The sequence below is a fragment of the Halorubrum sp. BV1 genome, assembly GCF_000746205.1.
Lineage (GTDB): Archaea > Halobacteriota > Halobacteria > Halobacteriales > Haloferacaceae > Halorubrum.
On record NZ_JQKV01000001.1, the window covers coordinates 138,861 to 159,657 of the forward strand.

The following is a 20,797-nucleotide window of genomic DNA, read 5'->3' on the forward strand; positions in this document are numbered from 1 at the left end:
TCGTTACTGGTTAGAGCGCCGGAGAGACACGTTTTAGACGGTCCGGGGTCGCCGATACGACACACATGGCACGCGAGACATGGGCGACACGGGCGGGATTCATCCTCGCCGCGGTCGGCAGCGCGGTCGGGCTCGGGAACATCTGGCGGTTCCCCTTCATCACCGGACAGGAAGGCGGCGGGGCGTTTCTCCTCGTCTACCTGCTGTTCGTCGCGCTGATCGGCCTCCCGGCGATCCTCGTCGAGTTCGTGATCGGACGACGCACTGAGCTGAATCCCGTCGGCGCGATCCGCGCCCTCGGCAGCGGCGCGTGGAACCATCTCGGCTGGCTGTTCGTGGCCATCGGCTTCGTCATCTTATCGTACTACAGCGTCGTCGCCGGCTGGTTCCTGCGCTACACGCTCATCGGCGTTCTCGACGGCTACGCGATCGCCGATACCGGCGAGGCGCAGGCGCTTTTCGGCACCGTCGCCACCGGGATCGACACCCTGCTCTTCCACGCCGTGTTCATGGCGCTCGTCATCGGCATCATTGCCGCCGGCGTCCGCCGCGGCATCGAGATCGGCGTGAAGATCATGGTGCCGGCGATCCTCGTGCTTCTCGTCGGCCTCGCCGCCTACGGCTTCACCCTCGACGCGTCGGCGGCGGCGTACAGCTACTACCTCTCGCCGGATTTCGGGTACCTCATCGCCAACTGGACGAGCATCCTCCCGGCCGCGGCCGGGCAGGCCTTCTTCACCCTCTCGCTCGGGATGGGCGTGATGATCACCTACGCCTCGTACCTCGGTGAGGACCGAAACCTCGTCGCTGACGCGGGCGTGATCGCGAGCCTCGACACCTTGGTCGCGGTGCTCGTCGGATTCGTCGTCTTCCCATTCCTCTTTGCGGCCGGTCTCGAACCCGGCTCGGGCGGACCGGGGGGAATCTTCGTGAGCCTCACGACGGCGTTCGCCGGGATCCCCGGCGGCCGCGTCCTCGGCGTCGTCTTCTTCGGAATGGTCGGAATCGCGGCGCTCTCCTCTGCGATCAGCATCCTCGAAGTGCTCGTCTCCTATTTGATCGACGAGCTCGGCGTCTCGCGGGTCCCGGCGTCGGCCGCGCTCGGCGTCGCCGTCTTCCTCCTCGGCGTGCCGGTGACCATCGACCTGATCTTCCTCGACCTCTTCGATCTGCTCGCCGACGGCGTGCTCCTCGTGTTGGGGTCGCTGCTCCTCGCGCTGTTCGTCGGCTGGGTGGTCCCCGACATCGCTCGCGAGGAACTCTCGCAGGGGATCGGCGACCTCGGACCCTTCGGCAACGCGTGGATCTGGATCGTCCGCGTCCCGATCGTCGTCGTCGTCGCCGTCTCGCTATACCTCGGGGTCGTCGACTACGTCGAATTCCTCACGGGCGGGTTCGCCGAGTGGCTGGCGGCGCAGTGAGCGACTCGGGACCGGCTGCGAGCGTCTGTGGTCGCGACCATCGCAGACTCAGCGGGGACGCACCGTCGAGTAATCGGCGATGATCCCGTCGACGCCGACCGACGCGAGCCGAGTGGCCTGATACCAGGTCTCGACGGTCCAGACGTTCACCGCGCGGTCGTCCGCGTGCGCGACGGAGACGAGGTCGTCGGCGTGACCGAACCGCGCGGCGTCGAAAAACGGCGTCCCCCGAACCGCGTCGATCGGCGGGTGAACCGCCTCCGCGTCGCACGCGCGAGCGATCGCGATCCCGTCGCCGATCGACCCCGACAAAAGCGGCGCGACCGGAACCGAAGACAGCTTTCTGACCGCCGCGAGCGCGCCCTCACAGAACGACGAGAACAGGACGTCGTGTCCGTAGTCGTCGACGACGTCGAGCACGCGCTCGACGAACGGCCGCCAGACTGCCGTCCGCTCCGCGAGCGCCTCTCTCTCCAGCTTTTCGCCCGGCCGGAGGTCGCGTCGTCCCGGGTTCTTGAGTTCGACGTTCACGCCGATGTCCGGAGGGGCGGCGTCGAACACGTCCGCGAGAAGCGGGACGGTCTCGCTGCTCTCCAACACCGTCGCGCTCGTGACCGTCTCTGTGTCGGTCTCCCAGACGACGCCCGTCGCGTCAGTGAGACCGTCCACCCCGCGGTCACTCCCCGACAGCTCCACGTCGTGAAGGGCGACCACGTCACCGTCGGCCGTGGGGACGGCGTCGACCTCGATCCAGTCGGCTCGACGGCGGTTCGTTCCGCTCGCCGCGGCCTCGTCCGCCGTCCCGGTCGGTGTAGTCGCGGTCGCCGCTTCGACGGCCGCGACGGTGTTCTCCGGATTCTCGCCCGCGAACCCGCGGTGGGCGACGAGCGCCGGCGTCCCGTCGTCGGACCCTCTCATAGGACGTCGATCACGGCGTCGACGACGACGCCGGCCGCCTCCGTGACGACCGTCTTGGATCGCGTGAGAACGCCGGACGAGTCGTCGTCTGACTCTTGTTTCGGGCCTTCATCGGCGGTGGAGTCGGGGCCGTTCTCGGCGGCTTTGTCCATCGTCGCCCGCGTTCAGACGTGTTCTTCGTACGGTTGGACGACGACGATCCCGTCGGAGTCGTCGAACCGCATCTGGTACCGCTCGCCGGACTCCTGGCCGACCATGTCAGAGAGGCTACGGTTTACCTCGACGCTCGGCGAGGTACCGCTCCACGCGACGGTCGCGCTCGGATCCGTCGCGACCGGGGGTTCCAAGACGATCGGGTCGCCGTGGGTCGTCACCGCGACGTAGCCGGGACCTTGGAGGTAGACGTTGCTGAAGCCGCCGGCGAACGAGCCGGCGAGGCTGTCTATCGTGCTGATCTCGTACGACAGCGACTCCTCGAACGCGAGCACATCCTCGCCGTTGACCGTGATCGACTCGTCTGCGTCCAGTTCGAGGACCTGTACCTTCTTGCCGCCGTCGGCGAAGTAGACGTGACCCGCTCCCTCGACCGCCATGATCGGCGTTCCCTCGCCGGTGGCGGCCTGCTTGAGGAAGCCGGTAATTCCTCCCTCGGCGGAGGCCTTTCCGGTGAACGACACGTCTCCCGTGTACGCTATCATCGATCCGGCCTTCGCCATCACGGTGCCGTCGACGTCGACGTCGAGGGTGTAGCTGTTCTCGCGCTGGAAGGGGTCTGCGCTGTCCGTCGGTGCGTTCGCGGCGGTGAACTGATCGAGATTCATGTGCGGGGACCGACCCGTCTGTGCCGGCTGTGTGCCGTCGGGTTCGGCTGCGTGGTGATTCTCCCGTATCGTATTTCAATGCTGGGCACGGTGTGGCGACGGTCTCGATGTCTCCGCAGCGCGCGCAGTTCGTCTGTCGAGCACGTCGCCCGTCAGTAGACGACGAGCGCGAGGTACAGCTGTCCGATCCCCGCAAGCACCATCACCGCGCCCGCGACGCGTTTTAGCAGGCCGGCGTGTGCCATCACTCGGGTGGTGTTGCTCACGAGTCCCACTCCCGTCGCGACCGTGGTCGCGGCCATCAGGACGGCGACGGTGCCGGCGTAGACGCCGACGACGAGCACCGCGGTCTCCGTCGGAAGCGCGATCGCGCGGGCGACGACGCCGAGGAACACCGGTGCGACGCAGCCGGCACCGGCGAGGGCGTACCCCACGCCGAACACGCCGAATCCGAGCACGCCGGCGCGGCGCTTCGGGAGCGGAACGGAGAGCGACGGGGCCCGATCGGCGGCCACGAGCAGCCCGAAGACGACGAGAAGCACACCGACGAGCGTCTCGAAGACGGTGATGTTCGAGAGCGTCGAGTACCCGACGCGGACGGTGGCACCCGCGAGCAGCGCGAACGTCGCGAGCACACCGGTCGCGGCCGCGATCCCGCGGACCCCCGCTCCGAACACTGACGCGTTCTCGGCGTCGACGGAGTTCACGTAGAAGCCGACGTATCCCGGCAACAGCGGGTACGCACACGGGGAAAAGAACGTCGCCACGCCGGCCGCCAGCGCGAACGGAACGTTGGTCGCGATGGAGACGTCCGTCATCGGTCGATCCGTCGGTTCATCCGTCGAGCGCCCTTTCGATCCCTTTGACGAACTCCTCCGTCGTATGCGTCCCGGAAGTCGCCCAGCGCACGCGACCCGTCGCGTCAATGGCGCGGGCGCTCGGGTAGCCGTTGATCGAGAGTCTCGCTGCGAGCTCAGCGCTCGTGTCGGCCGCAACGAGCCAGTCGCCGTCGTGCTCGCGCCACCAGTCGGCGATCGTCTCCTCACTGACTACTTCGCCGACGTTTTCGGTCGTCACCGAAACGAACAGTACTTCGTTGCCGATCCGATCGTGGGCCTCGGCGAGCGCCGGCATCTGCTCGGCGCAAGGTGGACACCACGTTCCGAAGAAGTCAACGAACGTCGGTGTATCGGGCGCGGGGAGCGTTACCTCTCCGTCGCGGCTACCGGGTGCCTCGATAGTGTCGATCGTCACCGGCTCGATCGGCTCTTGTGCATTGTCGTCGGTCTCGCTGCCGTCAGAATCGTTTTCGCCGAGGGTATCGGACTCCCCGCTTGAGGCTCCGCCGCCGAGCGAGTTGGGGACCCCGCCGGTCGCGACTGCACCCGCGCCGCCGAGCACCCCGACGCTCGCGAGTCCGGCCAACAGGTCTCGTCGCCTCACGCGGTGACCACCCGCTCGACGTCGTCGACGAGCGCCTCGATGTCCGTCTGCGGACCCCTCGGGTACGCGCGTTCGACGATCCCCTGCTTGTTCGCGAGGAGGATCAGCCCGTAGTGGGGGAACTGGTACTCCAAGCCCTCGTACTGCGAGTCGATCTTCTCGATCACGAGTCCGAACTTCTCTTTTAGAAGCGTTTGGCCCGCCTCGTAGCTCTCGGGTCGGAGGAAGTGCCAGTTTTCGGCGTCGGCGTCGACGCCCTGCTGGCCGGCGTACTCGCGGAGCACGTCGGGCGTGTCGCGCTCGGGGTCGAACGTGAGCGCGAGAAGCGCGAGTTCGTCTCCGTACCCGCCCTCGGCGGCGGCCGCCTGCGCTCTGCGGAGTCGGAGGATGAGCGCCGGGCAGACGCCGTCGGGACAATTGGTGTAAAAGGAGGTCCACAGCACTGCGCGCTCGCCCTCGTAGTCCGCGACGGTGACGTCCTCGCCGGTGATCGGGTCGGGGACGGTGACGTTCGGCATCTCGTCTCCGTAACTCGGGTGGGAGGCCTCGCTCAGGTCTTGCTCGGGAGGGCCGAGCACCGTTCCCTCGGCTCCGGAGGACCCGAGCGCTCCGAGACAGCCGGCGGTCGCAGCGCTTGCGGCGACGCCGGCCGCACCGGCGACCGATCGAATGTAACTGCGGCGATCCATTGGGTACGTACAGGTTCGTGGACGCTCGTAAATGAACCTCGCGGCTGATCGCACGCGGTGAGCACGACCGATTTCGGCGGTCCACGCCTCTCGGTCGTGTCAAACAACGCGTATCGAACGTGACGATCGGCCGCCACAGTCCGTGGTACCGTGACCCTCGCAAGGGTTATCCCCGAACGGGCAGTACGTTTGTTTGCAATGGCAAACGGTAAGGTTGATTTCTTCAACGACACTGGCGGCTACGGTTTCATCTCGACTGACGACGGCGACCTCGACGACGACGAAGACGTGTTCTTCCACATGGAAGACGTCGGCGGCCCGGACCTCGAAGAGGGCCAGGAAGTGGAGTTCGACATCGAGTCCTCGCCCAAGGGACCCCGAGCGACGAACCTCGTCCGTAACTAACTACCGGATCCCGGCGTCGCTCGACGCGATCGGCGACCGATTCCGATTTCTCACGTACTCTCCACACGACGAGTGACTTCTGTCGGCTCGCGGCCGCGACGACGCATTCTGTTTCGTCCCCGACAGCATGTGATCGTGTTCCGTCCTCGCCAGCATGCGGCCCGCCGCGATCGACCGTTTAAGTACGAGCGCGGTTGAGACTCCGACGTGACCGATCCGATCCCGACCGGCTGCGGCCCGGTCGACGACCTGTTGGACGGCGGGTTCGAGCGCGGCGTCGTCACGCAGGTGTACGGACCGCCCGCTGCGGGGAAGACCAACCTCGCGCTCGCGGCCGCGGTCGAGGTCGCGGCCGGCGGCGACCGCGCGCTCTACGTCGACACCGAGGGGCTCTCGATCGACCGGTTTGAGCAGGTGGCCTCGGGCCGGCTGGACCGTTCGGACACCGACGAGACGGTCGAGGAGATCGCTTCGCGGGTGATCATCACGGAGGCGTACGACTTCGACGACCAGCGCGAGGCGGTCCGCGACGCGGCGGAGCTCGCACCGGAGGTCGACTTGATCGTCGTCGACTCCGCTACCGGCTTCTACCGTCTCGAACGCGCCGACGACGTCGAGACGGGAGACTCGCTCCGAGCGGTGGCGAAACAGGTGACACACCTCCTCTCTCTGGCCCGCAGACACGACTTGGCCGTCGTGATCACGAATCAGGTGTTCAGCGATCCGGACAGCGACCGGGACCGCGCGCTCGGCGGCAACACGCTCAACCACTGGACAGGTGCGATCGTCCGCGTCGACCGCTTCAGAGGGGGGAACCGCCGGGCGACGCTGGAGAAACACCGGTCGAAGCCCGCCGGCGAGTCGGCGGCGTTCCAGATCGTGGCCGACGGCCTCGCCGAGGGGACCGACGCCTGATCGGCGATTCATACAACTCTGTTGTCATTTTTGTGTTTTCGTTCGGACGTGAAATTTAACCTCGCCGCGACCGGCTACTGATCAATGAGCGATCGGAGGGACCGCGCACTGACCGTGGCTGTGGGTCTCGTCGTCGCGTGCGTCCTCGCCGCGGCCGTCACGCCGGCGGCGGTCGCGGCCGGCCTCGAACCGATCGGCGGCACGGATGTCGCCGCCGATGGGAACGGTATCGGGGCGGGAGCGGACGACTCGATCGGCGACGAGACGACCGCACCGTCCGTCTCACACCCGGCCGCCGTCGACGGGGGCTCGCGCACCGACCGGAACGCGATCGGACCTGGACTCCGGTCGGCGAACGGGACGGTGGAGGTCGTCGTGCGGTTCGAGGATACCGCACAGATCGAACGGAGCCGGGCGAACGGAGGGGCCGGCGTCTCGACGGCCGACCTCAAAACGAACGCCGATGGGGCGCAGGCCGAGTTCGACCGGTTCGCGGCTGGTAACGGTGCGATCTCGGTAGACCGGGACTTCTGGCTCGCGAACGCGAAGCTGGTCACGGTCGACACCGACCGCGTGCCGATCGACCGGCTCCTCGACGTTCCCGGCGTCGAGCGCGTCCACGAGAACTTCCGCGTCGAACTCGACACCGCGGCGGCGAGCGCGGGGGATGGCGGGTCCGGACCCACGGCCGGATCGCTCGACTCGCCGACGCCGACCGCCCAGACCGTCTCCACCGCGTCGGTCGACGCGACCTACGGCGTCGAGATGGTTCGCGCGCCCGAGGTGTGGGCGGAGTTCGACACTCGGGGTGGGGGCACGACGGTCGCCGTACTCGACACGGGTGTCGACCCCGACCATCCGGACCTGACGGTGAGCGGGTGGGCGGAGATCGACGAGAACGGGAACGTGATCGAGAACGACGACGGCCCGTATGACCTGAACGGCCACGGGACGCACGTCGCAGGGACGGTCGCCGGTGGCAACGCGAGCGGGACCGCGATCGGCGTCGCTCCCAACGCGTCGGTTCACGCCATCAAGGTGTTTCCTGACGACGATCGATCGACGACGTTCACGCGCATTCTCGGCGGCATGGAACATGCGACGCAAGATTCGGAGGTGGACGTGCTCCAAATGAGTCTCGGAGCCGACGGATACTACTCGGAGTTCATCGATCCGGTCAGGAACGCTCGGAGTACCGGAAAGGTCGTCGTTGCGTCGTCGGGGAACACCGACACCGAACCGTCGAGTACCCCCGGAAACGTATACGACTCTCTCGCTGTCGGAGCCGTCGATTCGAACCGCGACGTCGCCTCCTTTTCTGGCGGCGAACGGATCAATACGAGCGACACATGGGGGAGCGACGCTCCCGCAGAGTGGCCCGACGAGTACGTCGTACCGGACGTGACGGGACCCGGCGTCGGCGTGGACTCGGCCGAACCCGGCGGCACCTACGGAACGAAATCAGGCACTTCGATGGCTGCGCCACACGTCTCCGGCGCCGTCGCTCTGATGATCTCGGCGAGCACGCGAGACGTCGGTGACGACGAGCTGTACGACACCCTCCGGGACACGGCCGACCACCCCTCGGACGCCACGGACCCGGACGCGGACTACGGGACCGGGATCGTCGACGCGTACGCCGCGGTGTCGGCGATCACGGAACCGGATTCGAACTTGACGGTCACGAGCTTCGAGGCACCCGCGGAGACCGCGCCGGGAGCGACGATCGAGGCGACCGCGACAATCAACAACACCGGCCTCGATCCGGGGGCTGGGACCGTCGACTACCGGTTCAACGGCACCGCTGGCGACAATCGAACCGTCTCTCTCGACTCCGGCGAGGAGACAACGGTGTCGTTCGAGTACGTCGTCCCCACCGACACGCCGACGAACGCGACGTACGAGCACGGCGTGTACACCGACGACTCGAACGCGACCGCCGCCGTCGACGTCGTCGACACGGCGTTTTACGAGGTGACGAACGTCTCCGCGCCCGCGATAGTCGAGCGGAACGCGACGCTCGAAGCGACGGCGAACGCGACGAACTGGGGCGTGATCGCCGGCGACAACCGAACCGTCTCGCTCCGACTGACGGACCCCGAAAACGAGAGCGACACGCGAACGCTCGACGACGCAAACGTCTCGCTCAACTCGGGCGACGCCGCGAGCGTGACGCTGAACGGGACCGTCCCGGACGCGTTCGGCACCGGCGTGACGACGCTGTCGATCGCCTCGCCGGACGACGAGACGGCGGCCGGGATCCGCGTCGCCGCGGCCGTCGGCACGGTGAACGGCACGGTCACCGACGAAGCGACGGACGCGACGCTCGCGGACGTCGACGTCGTCGTCCGGAATGGGACCGAGGTCGTCGGCGAGGCGAGCACCGACGCGGGCGGAACGTACGCGGTCAACGTGCCGGCAGCGGAGCTGAACGTCACGGCGAGCAACGCGACGTACGCACCGGCGACCGCGACCGTCAATCTGAGCGGCTCCGGGGACACCGCGACAGCGAACCTTTCTCTCTCGCTCCGGAACGGCACGCTCGCGGGCGTCGTCGGTGCGACCGACGGGCTGTCGGGGCCGACGGACGCGATCGTAACGGTCCAAAATGAGACGAACGCGACTGTGTCGACGGCGACGGCGACCGACGACGGGGCGTACGAGACGACCCTCAGACCAGGGACGTATAGCCTCTCTGCGAACGCGACGGACTTCGCCTCGGCGAACGAGACGGACGTGGTGATCGAGCCGAACCGTACGACCTCCCAGCCGATCGAACTCGATCCGCTGCCCGCCACGCTCTCCGGCACGGTAACCGCGGCGGATGGGGGCGAGCCGATCGCGGGCGCGACGGTGACTGCCGGGACGGCGTCCAACACGACCGATTCCGGTGGGTCGTACTCGCTTGAAACGGATCGCGGCGAGTACCGCGTGACCGCGTCGGCCGACGGGTACGCGGACGAGCGGCGAACGATCTCGTTGCCGGCGAACCGCTCTGTGAGCGCGAACTTCGCGCTCTCGCTCCCGCCGGAGTTTGCCATTACCGAGTTCACCGGGCCGAGTGAGATCGAACGGGGCTCCAGCGGCGACTTCGCGGTCACGATCGAGAACGCCGGCGGATCGCGCGGGGACGTGACCGTCTCGCTCGCTGTCTCTCCGAGCGGAAGCTCACAGTCACGCACGTTCTCCGGCGTGCCAGCGGGCGAGAACCGGACGACGACGTTCTCGATCTCGGTTGCGGACGACGCCTCGACCGGCCAGTACGACGCGACCGCGTCGACGCCCCACGACACGCGGACCCGTTCGTTCTCGGTCGTGAGCGGAGACGACGAGACGACGGCCGGTGGCGGCGGTGGCGGCGGTGGAGGCGGAGGCGGAGGCGGCGGAATCGCTCCCCCCACCACCGAAGAACCGGACGAGCCGGAGAACACCACCGCGAACGGGACGGCGGCCCCGGACGACCCCGGTCGAGACGCGTCCGAGAACACGCCGGCAGACGCCACCGACGGAGCGGACGGGACGGACGACTCGGCCGGGGGCGCAAGCGACAGCGACGGCGGAGCCGAAACCGAGAGCGGATCTGGTGACGTGGACGGTGGGGGCGGGTCGGGTGGCGGAACGCCGACGACCGACGGGAGTGTCCCCGGGTTCGGTGGCGCGGTCGGCGTTACCGCACTGCTCGCGGCTGCGGTGCTCGCGAGGCGGGACGCGTGATCGGTGCGAGCGCCGACAGACGTCGTCTCAAGCGCGACAAAACGGAGGGGTCCCGGCTACAACTCGCCGAGTTTGCGGAGGAGCTGCCCGCGGTACTCTTCGTCCGCGTTCACGCCTTTGATCTCTAAGACGTTCCGCTCCAGTTTGTCGAGCGCGACGTGGAACGCGTGTTCCGCGCCGTATCCCTCACCGGAGCCGCCGACCTGGCCCTCGTTCGTCCGAAGCCGGATCTGACACTGGATGAGCGGCGTGCCACGGAGCTTCTCCTTGTGCGCGTGAAAGCGGACGTGCGCGTGGATGACCTGCATCGCGGCGTACTTGTCTGCGACCTGCTCGATGGACTCGACGATGTGTTCTCGGTTGGTCGTATCGAGCAACTCGACGTTGGTGATCTGCACGTCCATCGAGTCCTGCTCGGTGAACGTGAGCGCGCGCAGCACGTCGGTTTTGGTCACCATTCCGGCGACGGTGTCGGCGTCGTCCGGCGTGACGACCAGCCCGGAGATGTCGTTGTCGAACATCCGCTCGACGACAGCCTGTGCGGTCTCGTCAGCGGTCGCCGTGACGACTGGGCTCGACATGATGTCGTAGACGGGGATGTCGAGCATCCGGTCGATGTCGCCGGCGCGGTCGCCGCTGCCCTGTCGCTCCTGATCGCGGACGACGAACTCGACGATGTCGTTCGTGGTGACGACGCCCGCGAGCCGTCCGTCCTCGTCGAGCGTCGGCAGCCGCGAGATCCCGTTCTCGCGGAGGCGGTTGATCGCGCTCCCGACGCTGTCTTTCTCGCTGATCCCGATCACGTCCTCGGTCGCGATCTGGGCGACGGTGATCGCATCGAGGCTGTCGATGACCGCCTCCAGGATCTGGTCGACCGTGATGATCCCGTACAGCTTCTCGCCCTCGTACACGGGTGCGATCTTCACGTCTCCCTCGACGAGGAGTCGCGCCGTCTCGCGGACGTCCTCGTGTCGATCGACAGACGGGGCTGGCTTCATCACGGCCGACACCTTCGTGTCGTCTTCCATCCGCGAGCGCATGAGCTGTTTCTCGCCGACGACGCCCGCGTACTCGCCGTCTTCTACGACGACGATCCCTTTCGGATTCTCCCGCTCAAAGATAGAACGGACCTTTGCGAGCCGCTCATCGACCTCCACTTCGACGTATTCCGGCGCTGCAATATCAACGATATCCATGGTCCAGTTCGAAAGTTCGACCGGCCGGGTATTGAAAGTGCGGGAGTCGTCGCGTCGAGTGAGATACTCCCTCACGGGGCGATATTTCACCTCAGGCGGCCTCGAGCTGCGCGTACTCTCAATAGTGAAAGGTTTTTGCCCGTTACCGACGGACACGAGCGTGTGTACGACGCCGTCGTCCTCGACAAGGACGGAGTGCTCGTCGGACGAACCTCGTTCGACACGCTCCGGGAGGCCGCGTGGGACGCGTTCGTAAGCGCCGGCGTCGAAGACCCGGATCTGGCTCACGTCGACGACGTCGCCGTTGGCGTCGACCCCGGGACGCTATCGACGATCTGTGAGCGGTACGGCCTCGATCCGACCGAATTCTGGCGTATCCGCGACGAGGTCGCGGCGGCGGCACAGATCGCCGCCGCGCGCAGCGGACAGAAGACCCCATACGAGGACGTCGACGCGCTTCGCTACCTCGACGCCTCGCTCGGCGTCGTCTCCTCGAACCAGCAGGAGACGGTTGACGCCGTTCTCGACCACTTCGGACTGTCCGGCCGGTTCGAGGTCGCCTACGGTCGGGAACCGTCGATAGCGAGCCTCTCACGAAAGAAGCCGTCGCCGTACTATCTCGAACGTGCGCTCGACGCGCTCGACGCCGAGACGGCGATATTCGTCGGCGACAACGAGTCCGACATCCGCGCGGCCGACAACGCCGGCATCGACTCCGCGTTCATCCGTCGACCTCACCGGCGATCGACGGAACTCACCTGTCACCCGACCTACGAGATCGACGACCTCCACGACCTCGTGAGCATCTGCGGACGGGCACCCGTGGATAACAGCCGCGAGGCGTAGGGTCGACCGTATCGGCATTGCTCGTCCACCGAGCCGCCTCGCGACACCGAATCGTCGCGCTCAGGCCGAACGGCCGCATTCCACGGTCTCGCGGGATACGTGTGTCGGTAGCCCTGCTCGGTACTGCTAGCAGTACGGTTATTTCCGCCTGCCCCGTGGCGAATGGTGATGTCAACGGATCCCAGTTCTGACCTCGACGAACAGGTAGCGATCGTGACCGGCGCGTCGTCCGGGATTGGCGAGGCCACGGCCGAAGCTCTGGCTTCCCGGGGCGCGAGCGTTGTCCTCGCTGCTCGTCGCGAGAACGAACTCGACGCGCTCGCCGACAACATCGAGGCGGACGGAGGGACTGCGCTGTCCGTCCCGACCGATGTCACAGCGGAAGATGACATCGACGCACTCGTCGAATCGACGCTCGACGCGTTCGGATCGATTGATATCCTCGTGAACAACGCGGGCGTGATGCTCTTGGAACCCGTCGAGCGCGCCGACCGCGAGAACTTCCGGCAGATGGTCGAAGTGAACTTGCTGGGGTTGATGAACCTCACCCACGCCGCCCTTCCGGTGATGCAAGAACAGGGCGCTGGTCACATCGTCAACATTTCGTCGACGGCCGGTCGGAACGCGAACGCGAACAGTTCCGGATACAACGCGACGAAGTTCGGGGTCAACGCGTTCACCGAAGCCCTTCGTCAGGAGGTTACCACCGAAGGCGTCCGAACGACGATCATCGAACCGGGCGCGGTCGACACCGAACTCCCGGATCACATTCCGGACGACGAGATCAAAGAACAGCTCGAAGCGGGCCTGCTCGACTCGATGACGCCGCTCCAGAGCGAGGATATCGCACGCGCGATCACGTACGCCGTGACCCAACCGCAGCACGTCAGCGTCAACGAGATGCTCGTCCGGCCGACAGACCAGCAACGTTGATATCGCTGAAGCGCGCGAGGCTTTCTCTTCGGGTCTCCTAACACCATCTGCGGGTCGTTCCGCTCCGAGACGTCGTACTGTTTCTGTCCGCCCCTCCCGCCGTTGCTTGAGCGCTCGGTACGCTGTCCTAGGACGACTGTCGAGCGGTGTTTCCGTGTCTTCTCTTCGTTCGGCCTCGGCACGAACGGTTTCGACTTGGTCTGGTGACCATGCCTGATGGAACCCTTGCCACCCGACTCATCGCCGGCGGAATCGGTGTCTTTCAGTCGTTCTTGTCGACGTGACTGTCGGACCGAGCGTCGTCGAACCCGTCGTCGCCGCGTCTAGTTTCCGGGTCGCTTTCGGACTGCTCGCGGTCCACTGCCGGCGCGGCGGCACTCTGAATAACCGAACCCTCAGTGGCCGCCGGTATCAACAAAAGTTGAGACCGCGGATCTCAATGCATAGGTAGTCAGTCCAATCCTGTCTCTTTTGGCAGGTGATTTATGAATGAGATTCTGTAGAGTACTTGGAGAACGAAACGCCCGAGAACTCAAGCGGAATATACTCACTCCCAGGGTTTGGAGCGGGGCTTTGACGTGACAGATTCGTCGTCAAGCGCGCGAGTGGGGGCTATAGAGGCGTCCGAGAGTAACTCACAGGTCACGGAATGCCGCGTCAAAATCATCGTCTTCGAACCCGGTAGAGTCAACATCTGCCTGTTCTTGGAGTCATCAATTTGTTCCACGAGTCGCCGGTATTCGTCATTCGGCTGGAGGTCTGACTCCGCTATCTCATTTTCAAGGACCGCCTTCGTCTGAAGCAACCGGTAGAGGTCGTCTACCGTTTCATCATACCGTTCCCGGGTTTGGCATTCGCTCGACCACGTCACGGATCTCGGCTTCCCCAACCGGTTTGGTGATGTAGTCATCGAATCCCACCCCGATAACGTCGAAATCAGGTGTCACCGCCGAGACCATCACGACACGCGTTCCCATCTCTTGCTCACGGATGCGCTTGAGCACCTCGTCACCAGACAGTCCAGGCATCCGCCGGTCCAAGAGGACAACATCGATCGTAGAATCAAAGATCTCGAGTGCCTCCTCTTCATTATATGCGACCTCGACAAGATACTCATCCCGGAGCTATACAGCCATCAGATCGGCGAGGCCCTGATTATCGTCGACAATCAATACCCCTCCTGCGTTGCTCGATGTATCGTCACTTATCGGATTCCTCCGGGTCTGCATCCTGCGTGTCGTCGGCTGTCCTCGACGAGGAATGAGGTTCGTCAGTGAACTCGACACCTGTGAATTCGAATCGCGCCCCGCCCGTACTACCGGAAGAGACAGTTACTTGCCAACCGTGAGCATCGGCGATCTGTTTCACGATATTCAGACCGAGACCCGTGCCCTGATCAGTCGTGTATCCCGGCTCGAAAAGCTGACCTCGGTCGCCTTCGGGGATGCCAGGGCCGTCGTCTTCGACGTAGAAGCCACGGTCTGAGTCAAGGTCTCCGATGGTGACAGCCACGTCCTCACCACCATGTTCGACCGCGTTTCGGAAGAGATTTTCTAGCAACTGTTTGAGCCGGGATCGGTCTGCCTGAAGTACGCTATCAGTCGTTGTGTGGATCTCGCTGTCGGTTGTTTCCACGTTCTGCCAACACTCATCGCTGAGAGCTTCGAGAGTGACTGCTTCGAAGTCCCCGATGGCTTGTCCCGTCCGAAAGAGCGTTAATAAATCCTCGATGAGTGTCTCCATCCGCTCGTGCGCATGCTCGATCGCGTCGAGATGCTCGCTCTCACACTCTTTTTGAGCCTGCTGTCGCTCCCCTCGTGCAACGTTCAGCGGGTTCTGAAGGTCGTGTGACACGATGCTGGCAAAGTCGAACCGCTCGTTCCGGTGTTTGAGTTCCCGCACGTACTGTTTGCGTTCGGAAATATCGGGGCTGATTCCGATCATTCCGATAATCTCCCCATCCTCGTCACGGTACGGGTATTTGTTATCGAGGAAGACGTGCTCCTCGCCATCGATGAACCGGACCGTCTCCGCGGACATCTCCTCGCCAGACTCCATAACCTGCTTATCATCGGCACGAATGTCGGCTGCGCTTTCAGCGTCGAACAGGTCCTCGTCGTGTTTGCCGATAATCTCTTCGGGCGTATAACCGAACAGCTCAGCGCCGCTTTCATTAATGAACTGATAGTAGCCCTCTCTATCTTTGATATAGATCGCTTCAGACGTGTTCTGCACGATCGCCTCTAGTTGCCGGGTTTTCTCTGCTAATTTTTCTTCACGTTCGATGCGTTCGGAGATGTCCCGGAAGATGCCGTACGTGACTGGACCGTCCGGAAGCGGGACCGTCTCGACACTGATCTCGACTGGGACGTGGTCCCCGTTGTCGGTAACTATATCGATGGGTGATCCATCGGGAAGTCGTCGCCTGGTTCCCCCCGTTTGAACGTGTTCCTCGAAGAGCTGCTGATAGAGGTCAGCCTGCTCGGAGGGATGGAGCTCTGATTGATGCGAGCCGGTGATTTTGTCACTCGCCATCCCGAGCAAGGTTTCGGCAGCGTCGTTGACCTCGATAACTTCGCCCGTCTCGCCATCGGCAACGAACACTGGATCCGGAGCCGCCCCAAGCAACGTTTCATACCGCTCTTTCAACTTTGAGAGTTCCTGTTCGCGCTCTTTGTGCTCGGAGATATCCCGACAGACAATAAGATGCAAACCTGGGACGATATCATGTGTCACCGTCCACTCGACGATTCGTTCTGAACCATCCGGCCGAACCAACGTTGCAGTCTCGCGTTGCAGTCCGGAATCTCGATCATCTCTCGGAATATCACGGAACTCAAAACAATCAGTGGTAAATTCGTCGAACGATCGACCTACTACCTTTTCTTTTGGAAGACCAAAGAGGTTGGCGGTACTTTCATTCGCCCGGAGGGTCTGCCCCTCGTCGTCGACAATCATCAGCGTATCGGCTGTTTCCTCGAAGATACGCTGGAAGAGGTCTCCAGACTGCTGTCTGATCGGCACTATCTCGTTGGTATCGTCGCTCTCCGTCCCCTCTATGGACTGCGGGAGCGTTATTGTGATCGTCGTACCTTCGTCGGAAACAGACGTTTCGATGTCTCCGCCGTGGCCCGTGACGACCCAATAGACCATCCAGAGACCGAGGCCTTCGCCGTGGATCAGCGGCTCTTCAGTTCCAGTTTCGAGTACCCGATATTCCTGTTCGGGGAGCCCTGGGCCATCGTCGGATATCTCTAATGTGATCGTTCCATGGTCGACTTCAGCGGAGACGGTCACCCTGGGGGCGTCTGGGTGCTTGCACGCGTTTTCGATCAACTCGTGGAGCGCCGCTTTGAGGTTCTGATATCCCGATATTGGCACCTCATCTGGTCCAGTGACTTCTATCGAGGCTGCAGGATACTCGCCTTCGATATCCGCACTCACCTGACGGATCAACGTCATTACGTCGAACGATTGGCGTTCGACATTTTCCCCCAGGAAGACATCGAGTTCCGTCGCTTTCTCGGCGAGGGATACAATTCTGTCCATGGCGGAGATGACCTCACTTCCATCGATCGAATCGTCGTCGAGTTGGTCGACTATCATGTCCGTGTAGCCACGGATAACGTTGAACTCGTTGCGAATATTGTGTCGGAAGACTCTCAGCAGGACGGTGTTGAGCTGCTGTTGACGGACGAGATTCTGTTCTCGTTTCTTTTGGTCGGTAATGTCGATGACGCCACCTCTGTAGCCCTTGATGGCTCCCTCGTCATCGGTGAGGGCGGTCACGCTGTCGGACACCCATCGAATCTCTCCATCAGCAGTTCGGACGCGATATTCGAACTGATCGAGTTCGCCGACCGACGTGAGGGTTTCAGAATACGTCGCATACGTGTCTGGATCCACAAATACCTCGTCTTCGATACTGTCTACCGCCGCGCACAGCTCCTCGCCACTCTCGTAGCCGAGCAGATCTGCAAACGCCGGATTCGCCATGGCATACTCGTCGAGTGTGGCAGTCGTCGTGTAGATGCCTTCGATTGCATTTTCAAAGAGCTGCTGATACTGTTCTTCCAGTTCCGAGGCGAGTTCCAGCGTGCCCCGGGTGGTTTTTTCCAGTTCTTCTTGCAGGGCTTCCTTTTCCTCAGTCCGTTGTTCCAATTGCATGGCTTCGATTTCGCGGCCGAGGAGGCGTGCAACCAGTTCGATGAACAGCTTCTCCTCGGTAGTAAATCCCTCCTCCCGAGGCGTTCGTTGGATAAAACAGACAGTCCCGTAGACCTCTCCACGCACGAACATCGTGGTTCCGAGATAACAATCGATGTCGTGTTCCTTGTAGGCCGGATCGTTTTGCCATCCCTGCTCTGGGGCATTCGAAATCGCAACGGGCGAGGGCTCCTGAACCGTATGGCGACAGTAGGTTTTGTCGCGGTCGAGCCTGGTTCCTTCCGGGAGCAGATCGGAATCATTGCCGACGCTGACAAGTATCTCGTCAGTTGTACTATCGTTGGGATGGCGCTGGATGTGGCCATTTGTGACTCCGAGATACTCTCTGCCTATTGCGAGGACGTGCCGTTGTTTCTCCTCTAACGCCAATTCGTCATCATCCATCACCTCGTAGATCCGCTGGGTTGGTGGCGTTTTGTCCGCCGAGCCATTCTTAGTAGTCATCGGTTCAGGTCTCCCAGTATGGTTTCGTCACCCATTATCCTCAGTGATAAGCAGGGGTGTGCCCCCACTGCCCGTGATTTCGAACCGTGCTCCACCGTCAGCTCCGTCCGTCACGTCAATCTCCCACTGATGGGCTTCGACGATCCGCTTGACGATCGCCAGTCCGAATCCTGTTCCGCTCGAATTCGTTGTATATCCCTGCTCAAAGATGTCGTTCCGCGCCTCCGGCGGGATACCCGGTCCAGTGTCTTCGACGTAAAAGCCATCGTCCAACCGACCGACCGTGACGGTAACCGACTCACCACTGTGTTCGATGGCGTTCCGGAACAGATTTTCAAAGACTTCGACCAGCCGGCTTCGATCCGCTTCGAGGTGCCCGAGTGATTCAGTCCGGAGGGTGGCATTGGCTCTTGAAATTGAGTTCCACGCGTCGCGAGCGGTCTCTTCGAGGCGAATTGATTCGGTTTCCCCGACTGCCTTCCCTTGCCGTGAGAGTTCGAGAACATCCTCGATGATGGCTTCGATCCTATCAAGGGCTGTTTTTGCCGGGTCGAGATTGGTACTGTCACATTCCGCCTCTGCGAGGGCCACGCGTCCGTTTGCCACGTTCAGTGGATTCCGTATGTCATGAGAGATAATACTCGCAAACTCATCAAGACGGTCGCGTTCCCGGCGGAGCGTCGTTTCAGCCCGAATTTGGTAGAGGGCAGACGTCACATGGTTGGCAAGCAAGTTGAGGAGTTCCTCATCATGGTCGTCGAATGCGTCTGGTTCGGTCGCAAACACCTGAATCAGACCTACGTCGTCAAGTGAGACGCCTAACAGTGCACGAAGATCCTTGCGTGCGTCCTCCCTCAGTCCCGGGGTTGCAGTTTTGGGGGAGTTGGATGAGTTATCTACGTTTACATCTAGTGGTGCCGTTCCTCGCATCTCGGTTACGTCATCCACGCGAAGAACCTCGTCAGATCGATAGGTTCGCCCGGCAAATCCAGTGTCAACTGGGACCGGATTGTACTGCTCCAGCGATTCATCACGCGAACTAGCGGTCGGGACAAGGTGATCGACTTCCGCAACGGCAAGATACACACTGGCACCGGGAAAGAGGGCGGCAGCACCGTCGACTGCACGCTGGTAAATTGCTGCTTCTGTGTCGGCATCAGCGATGTCAGTTGCAATCTCGTGAAGCTGAGTGACCTTGGACATGTGCTCCCGCAGTCGGTCTATCGCCTCTTTCCGCTCCGTGATGTCGATGACTCCACCTCTGAACCCGCTCATATCCTCCTGACTATCGGAGAGGGCGGTCACGTTATCCGAGACCCACCGTATCTCGCCATCAACTGTTTTAACTCGATATTCGAACCGCTCAATCTCGCCCATAGACGATAGTAGCTCTGAACACGTTTCGTATCGGTCGGCGTCCACAAAGACGTCCTCCGCAATACTATCCACTGCCTCACAGAGTTTTTCACCGCTCTCGTAGCCGAGCAGGTCTGCAAACGCGGGGTTCGCCATGACATACTCGTCAAGTGTGTCGGTGGTCGTGTAGATACCCTCTGCCGCCGTCTCGAAGAGCTGTTGGTACTGCTCTTCAAGCTCTGAGGCGAGTTGCAGCGTGCCTTGCGTCGTTTTCTCCAGTTCCGTGTGCAAGACCTCGTTTTCCTCGCGTAATCGTTCGTTTTCTGTCTGGAGTTCCCGCACTCGGTGGTTGATCGACTCCAGTGTGGGTTCTACCTCTGGGTCGGCACATGCTTTCGCGTTCTCCAAGAGTTGCTCGATCTGGTCAGTCATTGGTATCGGTGACGACGAGTGCAGTAGCGTCATCCTCCGATTTGCCGTACTGTTTGAGCAACCGGTTCGCTATCGCGCCAGCTGGGTCGTCCCCTCCATCTCGTATGTCGTCCCAGTCCCATCTCGTCGAAATACCATCAGAATACAACACCATCGTGAATCCTGGATCCCACTCTCGGGTGACGACAGATGCTCCTGGATTATTGCCCCCCACGACGCCCCGTCGGACGATCAGCCCCGTCCATTCCGGGCCAGACAACTTCACATTGATATTTCCTATGTTGGCAAAGGTGAGCGTATGCTCCCTCCAGTCGAACTTCGCGAGTGCCATCACGACGCCGCGTGTCCCCTTGCACGCGCGGTCAGCTCCGCGAAAGATTGACGCAAGCGGCCGCTCGACGTGTGACTCGACGTAGCTACGAGCTGTGGTCGCTGCTTTGTGCGCCCGGGATCCATGCCCGAGGCCGTCGATAACGCCCACCAGCGTCTTGTCATTCCACGTCTTGGCGATGAAGGCGTCACCGTTGACCTGCTCGGTGGAGATGGCCCGTGATGCAGCCCCAATTGAGGCGGGATTCGGCTTCGTTGTCTCATATTCCGGGATTAGCCACCGATCTGCGACCAGTCGCGTTCCAGCCTCGGGGCCTTCCGGGGTCGTGACCTCGAGTTCGTCCATCGTTTGATTCACGATGGAGAGGCCGAGCCCGAGCGAGCCAGCGGTCGAAGATCCCGTCGTGAATGCCGCTTCAATATCTTGGATCCCGGGGCCGGAATCTTCTGATTCAAGCCGAATTCCCGTCTGTGAATCTGCCGCAATTGTTTTGATCGAAAGTGTTCCGCCCCCGGCGTGTTTATCTAGGTTCGTCGCCAGTTCCGTCGCAACGAGTCCGAGTTCAGAGCTGATATCGTCCTCAAACCCTATCTCGGCTGCCGTCTGTTCTACCGTATGTTGTGCCCTGGTGGCATCAGCTGACTCGGAAATATCGATGTCGGTTTCAGTAGTAACAACGAGGTCGTCCGGTCTGCTCATCGTGATC

Annotated in this window: 17 protein-coding genes and 1 pseudogene; 6 read left to right on the top strand and 12 right to left on the bottom strand. The window is 62.8% G+C overall.

Annotated features, from left to right (window positions below; all coding sequences use genetic code 11):
- Window positions 1–65 precede the first annotated feature (65 nt).
- On the top strand, window positions 66–1,421 hold the full coding sequence (locus EP28_RS00745; protein WP_049982111.1) for a sodium-dependent transporter: 1,356 nt from the start codon (window positions 66–68) through the stop codon (window positions 1,419–1,421).
- A gap of 48 nt (window positions 1,422–1,469) precedes the next feature.
- Here the strand turns inward: EP28_RS00745 and EP28_RS00750 are convergent, their stop codons facing one another.
- The 6 genes from EP28_RS00750 to EP28_RS00770 form a co-directional block, all read right to left on the bottom strand.
- Window positions 1,470–2,339, bottom strand: coding sequence for a glycerophosphodiester phosphodiesterase (locus EP28_RS00750; protein WP_049982112.1), 870 nt, complete (start codon window positions 2,337–2,339; stop codon window positions 1,470–1,472).
- Entirely contained in the window at window positions 2,336–2,491 is a 156-nt protein-coding gene (locus EP28_RS13940) for a hypothetical protein (RefSeq protein WP_155118392.1), read from the bottom strand. The genes EP28_RS00750 and EP28_RS13940 overlap by 4 nt, the downstream gene beginning before the upstream one ends.
- Before the next feature lie 12 nt (window positions 2,492–2,503).
- Window positions 2,504–3,160, bottom strand: a complete 657-nt coding sequence (locus EP28_RS00755) for an AIM24 family protein (protein ID WP_049982113.1) — start codon at window positions 3,158–3,160, stop codon at window positions 2,504–2,506.
- A gap of 152 nt (window positions 3,161–3,312) precedes the next feature.
- The gene (locus EP28_RS00760; RefSeq protein WP_049982114.1) at window positions 3,313–3,978 is read right to left on the bottom strand and encodes a cytochrome c biogenesis protein CcdA; all 666 of its coding nucleotides are present in this window, start codon (window positions 3,976–3,978) and stop codon (window positions 3,313–3,315) included.
- A 16-nt stretch (window positions 3,979–3,994) separates the two neighbouring features.
- Window positions 3,995–4,603 (bottom strand): TlpA family protein disulfide reductase, encoded by a 609-nt coding sequence (locus EP28_RS00765; protein WP_049982115.1) that lies wholly within the window; start codon window positions 4,601–4,603, stop codon window positions 3,995–3,997.
- Window positions 4,600–5,292, bottom strand: coding sequence for an SCO family protein (locus tag EP28_RS00770; protein WP_049982116.1), 693 nt, complete (start codon window positions 5,290–5,292; stop codon window positions 4,600–4,602). Before EP28_RS00770 ends, EP28_RS00765 begins: the two co-directional genes overlap by 4 nt.
- A gap of 198 nt (window positions 5,293–5,490) precedes the next feature.
- Here EP28_RS00770 and EP28_RS00775 point away from each other — a divergent pair, with 198 nt between their 5' ends.
- The 3 genes from EP28_RS00775 to EP28_RS00785 all read left to right on the top strand — a co-directional run bounded on the left by EP28_RS00775 (window position 5,491) and on the right by EP28_RS00785 (window position 10,326).
- The gene (locus EP28_RS00775) at window positions 5,491–5,697 is read left to right on the top strand and encodes a cold-shock protein (protein ID WP_004595330.1); all 207 of its coding nucleotides are present in this window, start codon (window positions 5,491–5,493) and stop codon (window positions 5,695–5,697) included.
- 207 nt (window positions 5,698–5,904) lie between these two features.
- A complete protein-coding gene (gene radB / locus EP28_RS00780; RefSeq protein ID WP_049982117.1) occupies window positions 5,905–6,612 on the top strand; it encodes a DNA repair and recombination protein RadB in 708 nt (235 codons plus the stop codon).
- A gap of 84 nt (window positions 6,613–6,696) precedes the next feature.
- Window positions 6,697–10,326: a S8 family serine peptidase gene (locus tag EP28_RS00785; RefSeq protein ID WP_049982118.1), complete on the top strand. Its 3,630-nt coding sequence runs from the start codon at window positions 6,697–6,699 to the stop codon at window positions 10,324–10,326.
- A 56-nt stretch (window positions 10,327–10,382) separates the two neighbouring features.
- Here the strand turns inward: EP28_RS00785 and EP28_RS00790 are convergent, their stop codons facing one another.
- On the bottom strand, window positions 10,383–11,522 hold the full coding sequence (locus tag EP28_RS00790; protein WP_049982119.1) for a CBS domain-containing protein: 1,140 nt from the start codon (window positions 11,520–11,522) through the stop codon (window positions 10,383–10,385).
- A gap of 162 nt (window positions 11,523–11,684) precedes the next feature.
- Between EP28_RS00790 and EP28_RS00795 the strand changes: the two genes are divergently transcribed.
- Both EP28_RS00795 and EP28_RS00800 read left to right on the top strand, forming a co-directional pair.
- Window positions 11,685–12,368, top strand: coding sequence for an HAD family hydrolase (locus EP28_RS00795; protein ID WP_049982120.1), 684 nt, complete (start codon window positions 11,685–11,687; stop codon window positions 12,366–12,368).
- 168 nt (window positions 12,369–12,536) lie between these two features.
- A complete protein-coding gene (locus EP28_RS00800) occupies window positions 12,537–13,301 on the top strand; it encodes an SDR family NAD(P)-dependent oxidoreductase (RefSeq protein ID WP_155118393.1) in 765 nt (254 codons plus the stop codon).
- A gap of 547 nt (window positions 13,302–13,848) precedes the next feature.
- Here the strand turns inward: EP28_RS00800 and EP28_RS14725 are convergent.
- The 5 genes and pseudogenes from EP28_RS14725 to EP28_RS00825 all read right to left on the bottom strand — a co-directional run bounded on the left by EP28_RS14725 (window position 13,849) and on the right by EP28_RS00825 (window position 20,790).
- Window positions 13,849–14,211 (bottom strand): HalX domain-containing protein, encoded by a 363-nt coding sequence (locus tag EP28_RS14725; protein WP_049982122.1) that lies wholly within the window; start codon window positions 14,209–14,211, stop codon window positions 13,849–13,851.
- Window positions 14,132–14,407: pseudogene (locus EP28_RS13570) on the bottom strand (response regulator transcription factor); the annotation flags it as partial. The pseudogene EP28_RS13570 and the gene EP28_RS14725, both read right to left, overlap by 80 nt.
- Window positions 14,408–14,501: 94 nt before the next feature.
- Window positions 14,502–17,972 (bottom strand): PAS domain S-box protein, encoded by a 3,471-nt coding sequence (locus EP28_RS00810; protein WP_080506011.1) that lies wholly within the window; start codon window positions 17,970–17,972, stop codon window positions 14,502–14,504.
- Between the two features lie 27 nt (window positions 17,973–17,999).
- A complete protein-coding gene (locus tag EP28_RS00820) occupies window positions 18,000–19,760 on the bottom strand; it encodes a sensor histidine kinase (RefSeq protein ID WP_049982125.1) in 1,761 nt (586 codons plus the stop codon).
- On the bottom strand, window positions 19,753–20,790 hold the full coding sequence (locus EP28_RS00825) for an ATP-binding protein (RefSeq protein ID WP_049982126.1): 1,038 nt from the start codon (window positions 20,788–20,790) through the stop codon (window positions 19,753–19,755). Before EP28_RS00825 ends, EP28_RS00820 begins: the two co-directional genes overlap by 8 nt.
- Window positions 20,791–20,797 lie beyond the last annotated feature (7 nt).